General features: G+C 72.6%; 12 protein-coding genes and 1 pseudogene. 6 read left to right on the top strand and 7 right to left on the bottom strand.

Annotated features, from left to right (window positions below):
• Positions 1-33 precede the first annotated feature (33 nt).
• A complete protein-coding gene (locus tag IE198_RS11735; protein WP_189885515.1) occupies positions 34-1200 on the top strand; it encodes an exonuclease SbcCD subunit D in 1167 nt (388 codons plus the stop codon).
• A complete protein-coding gene (locus IE198_RS11730) occupies positions 1197-4409 on the top strand; it encodes an AAA family ATPase (RefSeq protein WP_189885513.1) in 3213 nt (1070 codons plus the stop codon). The genes IE198_RS11735 and IE198_RS11730 overlap by 4 nt, the downstream gene beginning before the upstream one ends.
• Here the strand turns inward: IE198_RS11730 and IE198_RS11725 are convergent.
• Positions 4399-4845: an Lrp/AsnC family transcriptional regulator gene (locus IE198_RS11725; protein ID WP_189885511.1), complete on the bottom strand. Its 447-nt coding sequence runs from the start codon at positions 4843-4845 to the stop codon at positions 4399-4401. The two genes, IE198_RS11730 and IE198_RS11725, sit on opposite strands and share 11 nt — an antisense overlap.
• A gap of 94 nt (positions 4846-4939) precedes the next feature.
• On the opposite strand from IE198_RS11725, the gene IE198_RS11720 reads away from it, so the two are divergent.
• Entirely contained in the window at positions 4940-5440 is a 501-nt protein-coding gene (locus IE198_RS11720; RefSeq protein ID WP_189885509.1) for a rhodanese-like domain-containing protein, read from the top strand.
• 217 nt (positions 5441-5657) lie between these two features.
• Here IE198_RS11720 and IE198_RS11715 read toward each other — a convergent pair whose 3' ends face one another.
• Positions 5658-7145, bottom strand: a complete 1488-nt coding sequence (locus IE198_RS11715; protein ID WP_189885508.1) for a long-chain-fatty-acid--CoA ligase — start codon at positions 7143-7145, stop codon at positions 5658-5660.
• A gap of 164 nt (positions 7146-7309) precedes the next feature.
• Here IE198_RS11715 and IE198_RS11710 point away from each other — a divergent pair, with 164 nt between their 5' ends.
• Together IE198_RS11710 and IE198_RS11705 are read left to right on the top strand one after the other, a co-directional pair.
• Positions 7310-8479 (top strand): PucR family transcriptional regulator, encoded by a 1170-nt coding sequence (locus IE198_RS11710; RefSeq protein WP_189885648.1) that lies wholly within the window; start codon positions 7310-7312, stop codon positions 8477-8479.
• A 115-nt stretch (positions 8480-8594) separates the two neighbouring features.
• Positions 8595-8765 (top strand): annotated as a pseudogene (locus IE198_RS11705) (rhodanese-like domain-containing protein); the annotation flags it as partial.
• A 268-nt stretch (positions 8766-9033) separates the two neighbouring features.
• On the opposite strand, the gene IE198_RS11700 reads toward IE198_RS11705, so the two are convergent.
• Positions 9034-10722 (bottom strand): DUF885 domain-containing protein, encoded by a 1689-nt coding sequence (locus IE198_RS11700; RefSeq protein ID WP_189885507.1) that lies wholly within the window; start codon positions 10720-10722, stop codon positions 9034-9036.
• Between the two features lie 77 nt (positions 10723-10799).
• Positions 10800-11291 (bottom strand): Lrp/AsnC family transcriptional regulator, encoded by a 492-nt coding sequence (locus IE198_RS11695; RefSeq protein WP_189885506.1) that lies wholly within the window; start codon positions 11289-11291, stop codon positions 10800-10802.
• A 59-nt stretch (positions 11292-11350) separates the two neighbouring features.
• Between IE198_RS11695 and IE198_RS11690 the strand changes: the two genes are divergently transcribed.
• A complete protein-coding gene (locus tag IE198_RS11690) occupies positions 11351-12577 on the top strand; it encodes a trans-sulfuration enzyme family protein (RefSeq protein WP_189885505.1) in 1227 nt (408 codons plus the stop codon).
• Here the strand turns inward: IE198_RS11690 and IE198_RS11685 are convergent.
• From IE198_RS11685 to IE198_RS11675, 3 genes are all read right to left on the bottom strand, one after another.
• Positions 12486-13883, bottom strand: a complete 1398-nt coding sequence (locus IE198_RS11685) for a GNAT family N-acetyltransferase (RefSeq protein ID WP_189885504.1) — start codon at positions 13881-13883, stop codon at positions 12486-12488. The genes IE198_RS11690 and IE198_RS11685 overlap by 92 nt on opposite strands.
• A 192-nt stretch (positions 13884-14075) precedes the next feature.
• Positions 14076-15662, bottom strand: coding sequence for an alkaline phosphatase D family protein (locus IE198_RS11680; RefSeq protein WP_189885502.1), 1587 nt, complete (start codon positions 15660-15662; stop codon positions 14076-14078).
• Positions 15663-15775: 113 nt separating this feature from the next.
• Positions 15776-16132 (bottom strand): hypothetical protein, encoded by a 357-nt coding sequence (locus IE198_RS11675; protein WP_189885500.1) that lies wholly within the window; start codon positions 16130-16132, stop codon positions 15776-15778.
• Positions 16133-16362 lie beyond the last annotated feature (230 nt).

Genomic DNA, 16362 nt, shown 5'->3' with positions numbered 1-16362 from the left:
CATTGTCCGACCCCACCGATACGCTCACCGATCATGAGACTCCTGCACACGTCGGACTGGCACCTGGGACGGTCGTTCCACCGGGTGAGCATGCTCGACGCCCAAGCCGCGTTCCTCGACCACCTGGTGGCGACGGTGCGCGAACGGGACGTGGACGCGGTGCTCGTCGCGGGAGACGTCTACGACCGTGCCGTGCCGCCGCTGGCCGCCGTGGCGCTGTTCGACGAAGTGCTGCACCGGCTCGCCGACGCGGGCGTGCCGACGGTGATGATCTCCGGAAACCACGACTCGGCGCGCCGGCTCGGGGTCGGCGCGGGTCTCCTCGGGCGGGCCGGCATCCATCTGCGCACCGACCCGGCCGGCTGCGGCACCCCCGTGCTGCTCGCCGACGAAAGCGGCCCGGTCGCCTGCTACGGCCTGCCGTACCTCGAACCGGCCCTGGTCAGAAACGAGTTCCGGGCGGAGCGGACCGCCCACGAGACGGTGCTCGCCGCGGCCATGGAGCGAGTGCGGGCCGACCTCGCCGGACGTGAAGCGGGCACCCGGTCCGTCGTCCTGGCTCACGCGTTCGTCGTCGGCGGCGAGGAGAGCGACAGCGAACGGGACATCACCGTGGGCGGCGTCGCGGCCGTCCCCTCCGGCGTCTTCCACGGCGTGGACTACGTCGCCCTCGGTCATCTGCACGGCTGCCAGACCATCACCGAGCGGGTTCGCTACTCGGGCTCACCGCTCGCCTACTCCTTCTCCGAGACCGACCACCGCAAGACGATGTGGATCGTCGACCTCGACGCGGCCGGAGCCGTCACCGCCGAGCGCGTCGCATGCCCGGTGGCGCGCCCCCTTGCCCGGCTGCGCGGCAGACTCGAGGAACTGCTGGAGGACCCGGCGCTCGACCACCACGAGGAGTCGTTCGTGGAGGCGACCCTCATCGACGCCGTGCGGCCCGCCGACCCGATGGCCCGGCTCACCGCACGTTTCCCGCACACCCTGCACCTGGTCTTCGAGCCGGAGCGGGCGGCGCAGGAGGCCACCGCGTCGTACGCTCAGCGGCTGCGCGGGCGCAGCGACCAGCAGATCGCGGAGGACTTCGTCGCCCATGTCCGCGGCGGCAACGGCCCCGACGACGGCGAGCGCGCCGTCCTGCGCGCCGCCTTCGAGGACGTACGGGTCGACGCCGGTGTGCGCGAGGTGGCCGGGTGAGGCTGCACACCCTGACCGTCACCGCCTTCGGCCCGTTCGGCGGCACCCAGGAAGTCGACTTCGACGCCCTCGCCAGCTCCGGCATCTTCCTGCTGCACGGGCCGACCGGCGCGGGCAAGACGTCCGTGCTCGACGCCGTGTGCTTCGCGCTGTACGGGGCGGTCCCCGGCGCCCGTCAGAGCCCCGGCGCGCCGCTGCGCAGCGACCACGCCCAGGTCGGCACGCCGACCGAGGCCCGCCTCGAACTGACTGTCGCCGGACGGCGGTTGGAGGTCACCCGCCGCCCGGCACAGCCCCGGCCCAAGGCGCGCGGCACAGGCTTCGTCACCGAGCGGGCACAGAGCACACTGCGCGAGTACGACTCCACGAGCGGCGAATGGCAGGCGCTCAGCAAGTCGCACCAGGAGATCGGGGAGGAGATCACCCAGCTCCTCGGCATGAGCCGCGAACAGTTCTGCCAGGTCGTGCTCCTGCCCCAGGGCGACTTCGCGCGCTTCCTGCGGGCGGACGCGGAGGCCCGCGGCAAACTCCTCGGACGGCTCTTCGACACCCGCCGGTTCGCCGCCGTCGAGGACCGCCTCGCCGAGCTGCGGCGCGCCGCCGAACAGCAGGTGCGGACCGGGGACGAGCAACTCCTCGCGGTGGCACACCGGATCGAGCAGGCCGCCGGTCCGGCGGCGGCCGAGTGGCCTTGCCCCGAACAGCAGCCCGGCGACCCCGGGCTCGCGGCCGCGGTCCTGCAGTGGGCGGCCGTCGCCCGCACCGGCGCCCGTGAGCTGCTGGACATCGCCGAGCGCAGGCTGGCCGCTGCGGAGAGCCGCCGGACCACGGCCCGGCACGCCCTCGAATCCGAACAGGAACGGGACCGGCTCCAGCGCCGTCACGCGGACGCGCGGGCGCGCTCGGAAGCCCTCGAGGCGCGCCGGGCCGAGCAGGAGACGCTGCGGAGCACGCTGGAGCGGGCCCACAAGGCCGCGCTCGTCGAGCCGGCGCTGCGGGTGCGCGAAGCCGCCGAGCGCGAGCACCGGAGCGCGGCCCGGGAGCGCGAGCGGACCCGCGCCGGGCTTCCCGCCGAACTCACCGACGCCGGGGCGGACCAGCTCACCGCCGCAGAACGGGCGCTGCGCGAGGAGTTCGGTGCCCTGGACGCCGCCCGCCGGGCCGAGGTCCGCGCCGCCGGCATCACCCGCGAGCTGGCCGACCTGGACCGGCAGGCGCAGGCGGACGAGGACATCCTCGCGGAGGCGGCGGGCTGGCTGGCCGAATGGGACGGCGTCCGGCGCGGCCACCAGGAACGGATCACGGCCGCGCAGGAGGCCGCGACCCGTGCCGAACACCTTGCCGGCCGACTCGAACCGGCCCGTGAGCGGCTGCGCGCGGCCCGGGAGCGCGACGATCTCGCGGCCCGCGCCGAGCGGACGGCACAGCGGCTGCGCACAAGGCATGAGCGGAGCAACGAGACCAAGGCGGCTTGGCTCGACCTCAAGGAGCGCCGACTCCAGGGCATCGCCGCGGAGTTGGCCGCCGCGCTCGTCCCCGGCCGGGCCTGCGCGGTCTGCGGCTCGCAGGACCATCCGGCACCGGCTCGCGCGGACGCCGGTCACGTCGACCGTGCCGCCGAGGACGCGGCGTACGCGGAACACGCGCGCGCCGAGCAGGCCAGGGCGGAGGCCGAGCGGGAGCTCGCGGTCGTCGACGAGTCCCGCGCAGCGGCGGCGGCGAGGGCGCGCGGAGCCGACCCGTTGGACGCGCCGTGCAACGGCGCCGCTGCGACCGGGGGACGCGCCGAGGGTGCGGACGACGGCCGTACACGCGGCCCCCTCATCACGGACGCCGGCGCCCGCAGTGAGGCAGCCGTTCCAGGAGCCCTTCGCCGGGAGACCGTCGCAGCGCCGGGCAGCGCCGCCGTGCCGAGCCAGCGGCCGGGAGAGGACCCGACGGTCGACGCGCTGCTCGCCGCGGTCGTGGACCTGGAGCGCGAGTACGCCGACGCGCGCGCCCTCGCGGCCGGCATCCACGGCGCCCGCGAGGCCCTCGCCCGCGCCGAACGGGAGTACGAGGAGCGGGTGGAGGCCCGGCAGGGGGCCGAGCGGCGCAGCGCCGCGCGCACCTCCAGGCGGGAAGCGCTCGACCAGGAACTCGCCGCCCTGGAAAGCGAGTCGAGCCGGGCCCGGGGCGGTGCCCGCAGCGTCGCCGAGCGCGCCGCGCTGCTGGAGGGCCAGGTTGGCCTGCTGGCTGCCGCGGCCGACGCCGTACGGGCCGTCGACGGCAACGCCCTGCGGCTGAAGGAGGCCGACGACCGGCTCGCCGACGCCGCCTTCCATGCCGGGTTCGACACCCCGGCACAAGCAGCCGCCGCGCTCCTCCCGGACGCCGAGCAGCGCGACATCCAGCGCCACATCGACACCTGGCAGGCGGAGGCCGCCGCCGTCGCCGACCGGCTCGCGGAAGACGACACCCGTGCCGCGGCCGCCCTTCCGCCCGCCGCGCCCCAGGCGGCCCGCGCCGTCCACGACGCCGCCGAGCGGGCCCTGCGCGACGCCGCCTCGGCCCTCGACGCCGCACGCGCCAGATGCGCCGAACTCGACCGGCTGTCCCGGCAGGCGACGCAGGAGACCCTCCGGCTCGGCCCGCTGCGCGAGGAGTACGACAGGTTCGCCGGCCTCGCGGCGCTGACCGCCGGCACGTCCGCCGACAACGAACGCAAGATGCGTCTCGAGTCGTACGTGCTGGCGGCCCGTCTGGAGCAGGTCGCTGCAGCGGCGACGTCAAGGCTGCAGCGCATGTCCTCCGGCCGGTACACCCTCGTCCACTCCGACGCCCGCACCGGCGGGAAACGGGCAGGCCTCGGACTGCACGTCGTCGACGCCTGGACCGGGAGGGAACGCGACACGGCCACCCTGTCGGGCGGCGAGACGTTCTTCGCCTCACTGGCCCTCGCGCTCGGCCTCGCCGACGTGGTGACCGACGAGGCCGGAGGCGTCCGGCTCGACACCCTCTTCATCGACGAGGGCTTCGGCAGCCTCGACGACCAGACCCTCGACGAGGTGCTCGACGTCCTCGACTCGCTGCGCGAACGGGACCGCAGCGTCGGCATCGTCAGCCACGTGGGCGACCTGCGCCGCCGCATCCCCGCGCAGCTGGAGGTCGTCAAGGACCGCGGCGGCTCGGCGGTGCGGTTGCGCGTCGGGGCGGCGCTCAGCGACTGATCGGGCGGCGCGGCAGGGGAGAGGAGTACACGACGCTCGTCGTCACGGAACCGAGCGCGCCGATCTTTCCCGCCACCTCTTCGAGGTGGCTCATCGAACGGGTCGCCACCTTCAGCACGAAACAGTCGTCGCCGGTGACGTGGTGGGCCTCGAGGATCTCGGGCGTCGTGTCCAGCAGATCGTGGAACGGCTTGTAGTTGCCGTTCGGATAGCGAAGCCGTACGAACGCGAGGATCGGCAGCCCGAGCCGCTCCTCGTCCACGACGGCCGAGTACCCCTTGATGACACCCGCTTCCTCCAGCCGTCGCACCCGCTCGGTCACGGCACTCGCCGACATGGAGACGGCCCTGGCCAGCTCCGTGAAGCTGGCCCTGCCCTGGGTCTGCAGGGCCTGGAGTATGCGCCAGTCAGTGGCGTCCGGTGAATACGCGGTCATGGCCGACAGACAACAGGGGAATCCCCGGCCGATCAAGACAGGTACCGGGGAATCCCACTTCCTGGAGACGATCACCGACCGTAGATTCCTGGTCATGACCACGACGCAGAGCGACATCACCGTGACGCCGGACGCCAACCCCGTCCTGCGGGTTGCGCCCGCCTCCCCGGCCGCCGCGGCCGCCTACTTCGGCGCCGGCCTCGCCTTCCACGCCGATGTCTCCGACGTCCAGGCCGCGCTCGCGGCCGGCGGCGACCCCGGCTTCGTCGTCCTCGACTCCCGCTCCACCGAGTCCTGGGACCAGGGCCACATCCCCGGCGCCGTGCACCTGCCGACGGCTCTCATCCCCGAACAGGCCGAGCAACTCCTCGACAAGTCCGTCCCGGTCGTCACCTACTGCTGGGGCCCCGGCTGCAACGGCGCCACCCGCGCTGCCCTCGCCCTTGCCCAACTCGGCTACCAGGTCAAGGAGATGCTCGGCGGCTTCGAGTACTGGGCCAGGGAGGGCTTCGAGTACGAGACCTGGCAGGGCCGCACCACCCGCGACCCCGACCCGCTCACCGCTCCCGCCGGCGGGGACGACTGCGGCTGCTGAGCCGGCACCGCACACGCTGGAGCGGCGGCAGGGGTGCGGAGTCCCCTGTGAACGGGCAGACGGTCCCGGACATGGGCCGGGGAGGGGCAGTGGTACCCGAACAGGCGTGACCGATCCGCCCAGTTGCCTGGTGCCGCCGTCGGCCGGGGAGCCGAGGAGAACCCGGGAACGCGTCGGCGTTGCTACTCGGCACCCGGCTGACTCAACCACATCTACCTCACCCCGCCGGCGCGCTGATCTCTCTTTTGAGGATCTTGCCGCTTGGGCCGGTCGGCAGCGTGTCCACGAGCCACACCTCGCGCGGGTACTTGTACGCCGCCACCCGCTCCTTGACGAACCTCCGGAGCTCGTCGGGCGTGACCTGCGCCTTCGGGCGCAGCACCACCGCGGCCGCGATCTCCTCGCCCAGATGCGCGTCGGCCACGCCCACCACCGCGGCCAGCGCAACGGCCGGGTGCTCGTGGAGCACCTCCTCGATCTCGCGCGGGTAGACGTTGTAGCCGCCGCGGATGATCATGTCCTTCTTGCGGTCGACGATGTACAGGTAGCCGTCCTCGTCCTGGCGCGCGAGGTCGCCGCTGCGCAGCCAGCCATCCGGGATGGCGGCCGCCGTCTCCTCCGGGCGGTTCCAGTACCCCTTCATCACGTTCGGCCCGCGGACGGCCAGTTCGCCGATCTCGCCGGGAGCCACGTCCTGGCCCTTGTCGTCGAGGAGTCGCACCTCCACGTCCTTGATCGGGGTGCCGATGGACCCGGCCTTGCGCGGCCGGTCGGGGTGGTTGAAGGTGACCACCGGACTCGTCTCGGACATGCCGAAGCCCTCCAGCACCACGCAGCCGAAGCGACGCTCGAAGCCGTGCAGGATCTCCACCGGCAGCGAGGCTCCGCCGGAGACGCACATCCGCAGCGTGGACACGTCTGCCTCCGACGGATTCTGGAGCAGTGCCGCGTACATGGTCGGTACGCCCTCGAAGATCGTCGCCCGGTCGCGGGCGATGGCGTCCAGCACGGTCTGCGGGTCGAAGCGGGGGATCAGGGTGAGCGAGGCACCGGCGCGGACGGTCACGCTCATCGTGCAGATCTGGCCGAAGATGTGGAACAGCGGCAGACAGCCCACCACCACGTCCTCCGGGGTCATCCGCTGCACATGGACCGCGTTGACCTCGGTGTTGTGCCGCAGCCCGGCGTGGGTGAGCGTGGCGCCCTTGGGGCGGCCGGTGGTGCCGGAGGTGTACAGCAGCACGGCCACGTCCTCGCCGTCCGGCTCGCTCACCTCCGGCAGCGGCTCGTGACCGGCCAGCAGGCCCGCGAAGGCGGCGGGCTCGACGGCCATGTGCCGCACTCCGGCGGCGGCCGCGCCCTGCGCGCCTTCGCCCGGCGCCTGGTGCCACTCGAAGAGCATCTGGGCGCCCGAGTCGCGCAGGTGGTACTCGGTCTCCCGGGTCTTCAGCAACGGGTTCATCGGCACGACGACAGCTCCGGCGCGCAGCACGCCGTAGTACAGGACGACGAACTCGGGAACGTTGGGCAGCATCAGAGCGACCCGGTCTCCCGCTCGTACGCCCTCGGCCCGCAGCAGCGCGGCGGCGCGGGCGCTGCGCTCGTCGAGCTCCGCGTAGCTGGTGACCTGGCCCCCCAGCTGCAGCGCGGGGCGTTCCGGCTGCCGCCGTGCCGTATCCACCAGGAACTCCGCCAGATTGGCCATGACCGCCTCCACGAACGTCGCCGTCGAAATCCGTTGTTCACGTTGACGACATCGTGCAGATGTCCGTGGCGACGGCCTATGTGCGGTATGACAGCGCCTGCCCTCCCGGATTGTTCCCGAGTACAAAACAGGGGCGTTACGCTGCGGGAATGAACCTCTCAGGGGTGGTCTCCGCGCTTCATGCGAGGCTGCCGGAAGTGGGCGAGCGGATGGCGCAGCGCATCCGGTCGGACGTCGATTCCTACAAGGACGAGTCGCTGATCCCCTTGGACTCGCTGCGCCGCTCGTGCACCGCCAATGCGGACCTGCTCCTGAACCAGCTCGGCCGCGCGGGCGCGCAGGACCCGAGCCCGGCCCGGGAGACCGGCCGCCTCCGTGCCGAGCAGGGCGTGCCGCTGGCGGACACCCTGCACGCGTACCGGATCGGCTTCGAGCTCCTGTGGACGGAGGTCCTCGCCGAGGCACGCACCCATCCCGAGGTCACCGACGCCCAACTGGTGTCCCATTCCGCGGAGATCTGGGCCCTGTTCGGCCGCTACGCGGAGGCGGTGGCGGCGGCCTACCGGGAGACGACCGCCGAGTTGACGTCGCGGCGTCAGGCGCGCCGCTCGGCACTGGTGGAGGCGCTGTTCACCGGCGTCATCACCGACCGCACGCTGTGGGAGGCCGCTCGCGAGCTGGGTCTGCCCGACCGCGGACCCTACGTGGTCGCCGCGGCGGCGGCCGACGCTCCCGGCGAGGAGCCGCTGGCGGGGACGGAAACGGCGCTGCGTCAGGCCCAGGTCCACTTCGCCTGGCGGCTGCTGCCCGACCAGCAGATCGGTCTGGCCGCCCTGCCCACGGCGACGGCGGAGAGCACCTGCCTGCGCATCCTGCGCCGCGCGGGCGCCCGCGTAGGTGTCAGCCCGTGCTTTCACTCGTTGCGGGACACCCCCCAGGCTCTGCGCTTCGCCCGTCTGGCTCTGGCCGGCCTCCAGGGCACCGGCCCCGGCGTCGCGCGGTTCGACGACAACCCGCTGGCCATGGTCGTCGCCGCCGCCCCGGCCGAGGCGGCGCACCTCGTGGAGGTGGTCCTCCAGCCCCTGCTCGATCTCCCGGCCGCGGAGCGTTCCCGCCTCCTGGAGACCCTGGAGCACTGGTACGCCGCCGCCGGCTCCGCCACGGACGCGGCGCGGAGTCTCTTCGTCCACCCCAACACCGTCCGCTACCGACTGCGCCGCATCGAGGAGCTGGCGGGCCGCACCCTGTCCGATCCGCGAGCGGCGGCGGACATCGGCGCGGCGCTCCTGGCGGTCCGCCGGGCGGGCGCGTCACTCAGTGACGTCATTCAGTAACCCCCGCTGTCACTGAGACACTCACACGCTCAGTCCGTAGTCGATCAAGCTGGTGACCCACCTGGATGTTGGTGAGACAGGAGGGGTCTGAGACATACGAGCTGTTCATAAGCCCACCCGCGCAGTCCTCGCCCTCGCCCGACTCGGCTACCAGGTCAAGGAGATGCTCGGCGGCTTCGAGTACTGGGCCAGGGAGGGCTTCGAGTACGAGACCTGGCAGGGCCGCACCACCCGCGACCCCGACCCGCTCACCGCTCCCGCCGGCGGGGACGACTGCGGCTGCTGAGCCGGCACCGCACACGCTGGAGCGGCGGCAGGGGTGCGGAGTCCCCTGTGAACGGGGTCCGGGGGCGGAGCCCCGGTTCGGGATGGGGGTACCGCCCACGCCGCCAGGCGTAGGGGGAGGGGGAGGGCGAGGTGGGGAAACAGCCCACCGCAGGCGCACCCGCGCCCGCGGCGGACCAGGCGCCCGCGCGCCCGCGGCGCACCGCGCCCGGGCCCCGCCTCCGCGCCCGCAGCGGACCTCGCACCCCGCCCCGCCCCGCCCCGCCGCGTCAGAGCCGCGACAGCTCCTCCACCAGGTCGTCCAGCCCCAGCGACCCCTGCGACAGCGCCGCCATGTGCCACGCCTTCGCGTCGAACGCGTCCCCGTGCGCGCGCCGAGCGTTCTCGCGGCCGAGGAGCCAGGCTCGCTCGCCCAGCTTGTAGCCGATCGCCTGGGCGGGCATCGACAGGTACCTGGTCAGCTCGCTCTCGACGAAGTCGGCCGGCCGGCCGCTGTGCATGCCGAAGAACTCCTGTGCCAGCTCCGGCGTCCACCGCTCGCCCGGGTGGAAGGGCGAGTCCGCGGGGATCTCCAGCTCCAGGTGCATACCGATGTCGACGATGACCCGGCACGCCCGCATCATCTGCGCGTCGAGGTAGCCGAGGCGCCGCTCCGCGTCGTGCAGGAAACCGAGTTCGTCCATCAGGCGTTCCGCGTACAGCGCCCAGCCCTCCGCGTTCGCGCTGACCTGGCCGACCGACGCCTGGTAGCGCGAGAGCTGGTCGGCGACGTGCGTCCACTGGGCCAGCTGCAGATGGTGGCCGGGCACGCCCTCGTGGTACCAGGTGGACACCAGGTCGTACACGGGGAAGCGTGTTTCACCCATGGTCGGCAGCCAGGTCCGGCCCGGCCGTGAGAAGTCCTCCGAAGGGGCGGTGTAGTACGGCGCGGCCGCGCCGCCGGGCGGGGCGATACGGGACTCCACCTTCCGCACCCGCTCGGCGAGTTCGAAGTGCGTGCCGTCGAGCGCCTCGATCGCCTCGTCCATCAGGTTCTGCAGCCAGACCCGCACCTCCTCCTCGCCCTCGATGTGCCGGCCGTGCTCGTCCAGGTGGGCCAGCGCCTCCCACGGGCCCGCTCCCGGAAGGATCTTCTCCGCTTCCTTCTTCATCTCGGTGAGCAGCCGGTGGTACTCGGACCAGCCGTACGCGTACGCCTCGTCGAGATCGAGGTCGGTGCCGTTGAAGTAGCGCGACCAGCGCGCGTAGCGCTCTCGGCCGACCGTGTCCGGGGCGTCCGCCACGGTAGGCGCGTACACATCGCGCATCCAGTCGCGCAGCTCGGCCACGGACCGGGTCGCCTCACGGGCCGCGACGTCCAGCTCGACGCGCAGCGAGGCGGGGCCGGCTGCGGCGAACTCCTCGAACCAGCCCCGCCCGGTGCCGCCGCCGCTCCACTCCGTCAGCTGCTCGATGAACGTGGCGGTGGGGCGGGGGCCGCCGTACAGCTTCTTCTCGAGCCCGAGGTGGAGTGACTGGCGGTAGCCCTGCAACGCCCGCGGGACCGCGCGCAGCCGTTCGGCGATCGCCGCCCAGTCCTCCTCGGTCTCCGTCGGAGTGACGGTGAAGACCTCGCGCACCGTGTGGGCGGGGGAGTGGATGTTGCTGACCGCGCGGAGGCTCTCCTCGGCGTCGTGGACGGCGAGTTCGGCGGTGAGCCTCTCGCGCAGCAGCCGCCCGCAGCGGCGCTCGGCGTCGCTGTCGGCGCCCGGCAGCTTCTCGGCGTCGTCGAGCCTGGCGAGGGTTTCGCGGGCGAGTCGGGCGAGCGCGTTCTGTCCGGCGGGCGAATAGTCGGGCAGGAGCCCGGAACTCTTCCTGATCCCCAGGTAGGTACCCAGAGTGGGGTCGAGTTCGACGAGTGCGTCGACGTAGGCGTCGGCGACCTGGCGGGGCAGCGCACTGCTGGAAGTCTCTGGCATGTACCCATCCTCGTACGAACGGAGGCCCCGTCACCACCGTTCAGGCCTGGTCGCCTGACAGTGGGTGCCGCCGGCGGTCATTTGCCGTCGGCCGGCGCCGCCGGGGGCAGCAGCGGCCCGCACTCCCACTGCTGGAAGATCAACCGCGTTTCCACCCGGGCCACTTCGCGCTGCGAGGTGAACTCGTCGATCACCAGGCGCTGCAGGTCCGCCATGTCGGTGACCGCGACATGGACGAGATAGTCGTCGGGGCCGGTGAGATGGAACAGCGCCAGCGACTCCGGCAGCGCGCGGATGCGCTCGACGAACGGGCCGATCAGTTCGCGCCGGTGCGGCCGTACCTGCACCGACAGCAGCGCCTGCAGCCCGCGGCCGAGCCGCGCGGGGTCGAGGGAGAGCCGATGGCCGAGGATGACTCCGGAGCGACGCAGCCTCGTGACGCGGTCCAGGCAGGTCGAAGGGGCCACACCGACCTCCGCCGCGAGGTCCCGGTAGGTGGTCCGGGCGTCGTTCTGCAGCAGGCGGAGAATCTGGAGATCGATCGGGTCCAGTGCGACAGAATCAGCCATTCGCCGAACGTAGCACGGAGAAGAATCGCTACCTCCCGGTAACTGTTCACAGTGCGGTCATGGAGAACGCAGCTTCGGCCGAACCCGTGACCCGGGCCCTGGCCACCGATGCCGTGCACGCAGGACGCGAGGACCTCGTGGAGCTCGGCGTGCACGCCCCGCCGCTCGACCTGTCGACCACCTACCCGTCGCACGACGCCGCCGGCGAGGCCGCGCGGATCGACGCGTTCGCCACCACCGGAGCACGGCCGGAGGGTCCGCCCGTCTACGCACGGCTGGACAACCCCACCACGGCCCGCTTCGAGACAGCACTCGCCAAGCTCGAGGGCACTCAGAGCGCCGTCGCCTTCGCCAGCGGCATGGCGGCCCTGACCGCCGTGCTGCTGGTGCGGGCGAGCATGGGGCTGCGCCACGTCGTCGCCGTCCGGCCGTTGTACGGCTGCAGCGACCATCTGCTGAACGCCGGACTGCTCGGCACCGAGGTCACCTGGACCGACCCGGCGGGGATCACGGAGGCCCTGCGGCCCGACACCGGTCTGGTGATGGTGGAGACCCCGGCCAACCCGACGCTGGCCGAGGTCGACCTGAGGGCCGTACGGCACGCCTGCGGCTCGGTGCCGCTGCTGGTCGACAGCACCTTCGCCACCCCGGTACTCCAGCGGCCGGCCGAGCAGGGCGCCCGGCTGGTGCTGCACAGCGCGACCAAGTACCTCGGCGGTCACGGCGACGTGATGGGCGGCGTGGTCGCCTGCGACGAGGAGTTCGCCCGCCGGCTGCGCCAGGTGCGCTTCGCGACCGGCGGCGTACTCCACCCGATGGCCGGATACCTGCTGCTGCGCGGGCTGTCCACGCTTCCGGTACGGGTCAGGGCCGCATCCACCACCGCCGCCGACCTCGCCCGCAGGCTCAGCACCGACCCCCGCGTCGCCCGGGTCCACTACCCGAGCATCGGCGGGGCGATGATCTCCTTCGAGGTCTACGGCGACCCGCACGACGTGATCGCCGGAGTACGGCTGATCACACCCGCGGTCAGCCTCGGCAGCGTCGACACCCTGATCCAGCACCCCGCCTCGATCAGCCACCGGATCGTGGATGCCGACGACCGGCGCCAGGCCGGGGTCAGCGACCGGCTGCTGAGGATGTCGGTCGGGCTCGAGGATGTCGAGGACCTGTGGCGGGACCTCACGGAGGCCCTCAGCGCTCGGTCTGCCCGGTCCGTCCGGCCTGTTCCGCCCGCTCGTGACGGGGCCGTGGAGGGACGGGAGCCGAGTCCAGTCGGGCGGTGACCACCAGGGTCCCCTCCTCGATCTGGTAGTCCAGCGGCAGGCCGAGGCCGCGCATGGCGGCGACCATCGCCGTGTTCGACGCCTGTGTGACGGCGTAGACGTGCTCGCAGCCGGCCTCGGCCGCCATGGCCACCAGGCGCTGGAGCAGCATCGAGCCGATGCCCCGGCGCTGCCAGGCGTCCTCGACCAGCAGCGCGACCTCGGTCTCTTCGCCGTCCCACAGCAGATGGCCGAGGGCGACCAGCCGCCCGGAGGCCGTCTCCACGGCGAGCGTGCGGCCGAAGCGCGGGCTCAGGAGGTGGTTGAGGTAGCGGTCCGCGTCCTGGACCGGGCCGTGGTAACGCAGGGCGAGTGTCCGGTCGGTGCACCGCTCGTGCATGGCGACCGCGGCGTCGACATCGCCCTGGTCGGCGCGGCGCACGGTGATCTCGTTGCCCTCGGGGAGGGTGAGGACGTCCTGGCTGCGCGGGATACGCGGACCGAGGCGGGCGTCCAGCTCGACGAGGGCCCGGGCACGGGCGAACTCGGTGGGGGTGAACGGCAGATAGGCGCGCTCGACGGTGATCGCGCCGCCGTTCGGGTCGCGCAGCCGCATCACGGTTTCCTCCAGGACCCCCTCCACCGGGGGCATTTCACCGGTGGGGCGGCCCGTCGGCGAGACGGCCGGGCGGGAGCGGATGGTGCACCGGCCGAGCAGCTGCCGCAGCGCCAGCGGCAGTTCGGCGGCGTCCAGCGCCGTACGGGTGGCGAGGCCCAGCACCCGGGTGGGCGTGTCCACGAGGTCGTGGGCGTCGGCCCGCTCCGTCCAGGTGGCGCTGCCACCGGCCGCGGCGACCTCGCGGGCCAATTGCTGGGCCTGGAGCGAGGCGGGCGCGCGCAGCAGGAACTCGTCGACGGTGCCCTCGGCCAGCGGATGGGTCTGCAGCGTCAGAATGTCGATGTCGAGCCCGGCGAGGGCGTTGCAGAGCGCGGCCAGGCTGCCGGGGGTGTCCTGGACGGTGGTGCGCATCCGCCAGAGCGTGGTCTCGCGGGGTTCGTCGTGCGCGGGCCCGTGGGAGTCGCCGGGGGCCTTTGCCGAGGGCGGCGCATGGCTGTGGCGCCGTGCCCACCACGTGTGGAAGGCGGCCGTCGCGGCGAGCGCCACCGCGGAGGCCACGAGCAGGAACGGCCCGTCGGGAGTGTGCCCGATGAGCTTGGCGATGGTGTCGGCGACCGCGACGGCGGTGAACATGGCGGCCAGTTCGACGAGATCCCGCCGCCAGTGGTGCGGGCGGCGGGCACTCTTCGCGGAAGTCACATCTGTCATGGCTTCACTGTGACCGACCGGTGTTGCGTGATCACGAACGCTTTGTGACTGATGGGTTAAGTGACGATCTGAATCGGTATCGGCTGGTTTCGACCGTTTCTGGCGCGGGGTGTTCGCTTTCATGGTGCAAGGCTGACAGAGCGCCCGCCAGGAGACGGTCCCGGCCGTCCTGAGTGGCCGGGACCGTGTCCGTCACTGACCGACGCGCCCCGGCTGGAGCGTCCTGCTGAACAGAACCGTTCCGCCTTCCGCGCGCAGCCGCACCGTCAACTCGCCACTGCCGCCGTCGATGTCGACCTCGCCGAAGTACTGCGAGGACTCCATCGGGGACACGTTCGCCCGCTGCGGCGCCTTGACGAAGACCCGGTCCGGCCCGAAGGTGCCGTCCAGCGCGTTCGCCGGGAAACCGCCGGCCGCCAGCGGCCCGGACACGAACTCCCAGAACGGCGCGAAGTCCTTGAACGCGGCTCGCTCGGGCGCGTAGTGCTGGGCAGAGGTGTAGTGCACATCGGCCGTCAGCCACACGGTGCCCGTGATCCGGCGGTGCTTGATGTACCGCAGCAGGTCGGCGATCTGCAGCTCACGCCCGAGCGGCACTCCCGGGTCGCCCTGCGCCACGGCCTCGAAGTTCGCGGAGCCGTCCGGCACCACGAGTCCGATCGGCATGTCGGCGGCGATCACCTTCCACACGGCACGCGAGTGGGCCAGCTCCCGCTTCAGCCATGCCAACTGCTCGGCGCCGAGGATGCCCTGGGCGTCGTCCGCCTGCCGATTCGGGGAATTGGCGCCGCGGTACGTCCGCATGTCGAGGACGAACACGTCCAGCAGCGGACCGTGGTGCACCACGCGGTGGATGCGGCCCTCGCCGCCGCGCCGTGCGGAGAGCGTGCTGACGGGGAAGTACTCGGAGAAGGCCTGCATCGAACGGCGGGCGAGGACGTCCACGTCCTTCTCGGTGTACCGGGCGTCGTCGAAGATCTGGCCCGGGTACCAGTTGTTGCGCACTTCGTGGTCGTCCCACTGCACGATCGTCGGCACCCGGGCGTTGAACCGGCGGACGTTCTCGTCGAGCAGGTTGTAACGGAAATTGCCCCGGTACTCGTCGAGCGTCTCCGCGACCTTCGACTTCTCCTCCGTCACCAGGTTGCGCCACACCCGCCCGTCCGGAAGCGTCACGCTCGGCACGAGCGGGCCGTCCGCGTACACGGTGTCGCCACTGCACAGGAAGAAGTCCGGGTCCAGACGGCGCATCTCCTCGTACGCCCGATAGCCGCCGATGTCCGGGTTGATGCCCCAGCCCTGTCCCGCGATGTCGCCCGACCACAGGAACCGCACTCCTTGCCGGCGGTTCGCCGGCGCGGTACGGAACGTCCCGTACACCGGCTCGCCGGTACGCCGGTCGTCGTCCGGGTCCGCGAGCGTGACCCGGTAGTGCACCTGCTCGCCGGCGGGCAGCCCGCGCAGCTGCGTCGTACCGGTGAAGTCCGTGCCCCGCCCGAGCAGCGGGCCGCGCCGGCGGCGGGTCCGCCGGAACGACCCCGTCGCGGACGTCTCCACGATCATCCGGGCGGGCCGGTCGGAACGCACCCACACCAGCGCGGAGGAAGCGGTGACATCACCGGTCTGCACGCCCCAACCGGCCCGGGGCCGCCCCGACAACGCGAACGCGGGCGCCGCGGCCGCGCCCGCGGCGGGCAGCGCGAGCGCGGCTGAGGCGGCGACCGTGCCGCGCAGGAGGGAACGGCGGGCGGGGGACGGACTCGGCGGGTTCTGCGACATCGTTGCGCCTCCAGGCGGTCTGGCCGGTGTGCCGAGCCATGCCTAGCGGCAGACCGAGACGCGTCGGCGAACCCCGGGTGAACGGCGTGCCCGCTCGCACGGAGCCGACGTCCTCAGCCCTTCGTGGCACCCGCCGTCGACGGCTCGGGGTCGAAGTCCCAGGAGCCCCGCTTGAACTCGGGCCGGAAGTCGGGGTGGTCTTCCCAGTGCCGGGCGAGACCGGTCAGTTGGTCCCAGTTGTGCGCCAGCGTCTGGTCGATGACGCGCCGCAACTCCGCATCGGCAGTGACGCGCCGCTCGCAGATCCCCTTCACGGACGCGGCGCTCGAGACGGCGCCGCGCAGCGCACGCAGAGCACGGGACGTGTCGTCCATCCCGAAGCCGTGCTCGCTGCCGGTCTCCGGATCGAAGAGGGGGCGGAGCCGGGCCTCGAGGAACGAGGTGATCTCCGAGAAGTGCTGCTGATCCATCACGGCTCCAATTCCGTCATCAGGTGGGCCCAGCTGTCCGACCGCCGCGCCGGCACCACCGTACGGCCCGGCGCGGGCGTCCCGGCAACCGAGGACATCGTGATCGACGAGACGGAGCGAATACTCGGGCCGGACCCTACGCATGACGCGGTGGAGGCCCGCCCTCCTCCCCGGTCGCCGTTGCCGGCGCCTGACCGGAGCAGGGCCCGCCGCCTTGTCGGCGACCGTGG

The sequence above is a fragment of the Streptomyces xantholiticus genome, assembly GCF_014651015.1.
GTDB lineage: Bacteria > Actinomycetota > Actinomycetes > Streptomycetales > Streptomycetaceae > Streptomyces > Streptomyces xantholiticus.
Note: the sequence above shows the minus strand (reverse complement) of the source record. Positions and strands in the feature narration are given on the sequence as shown.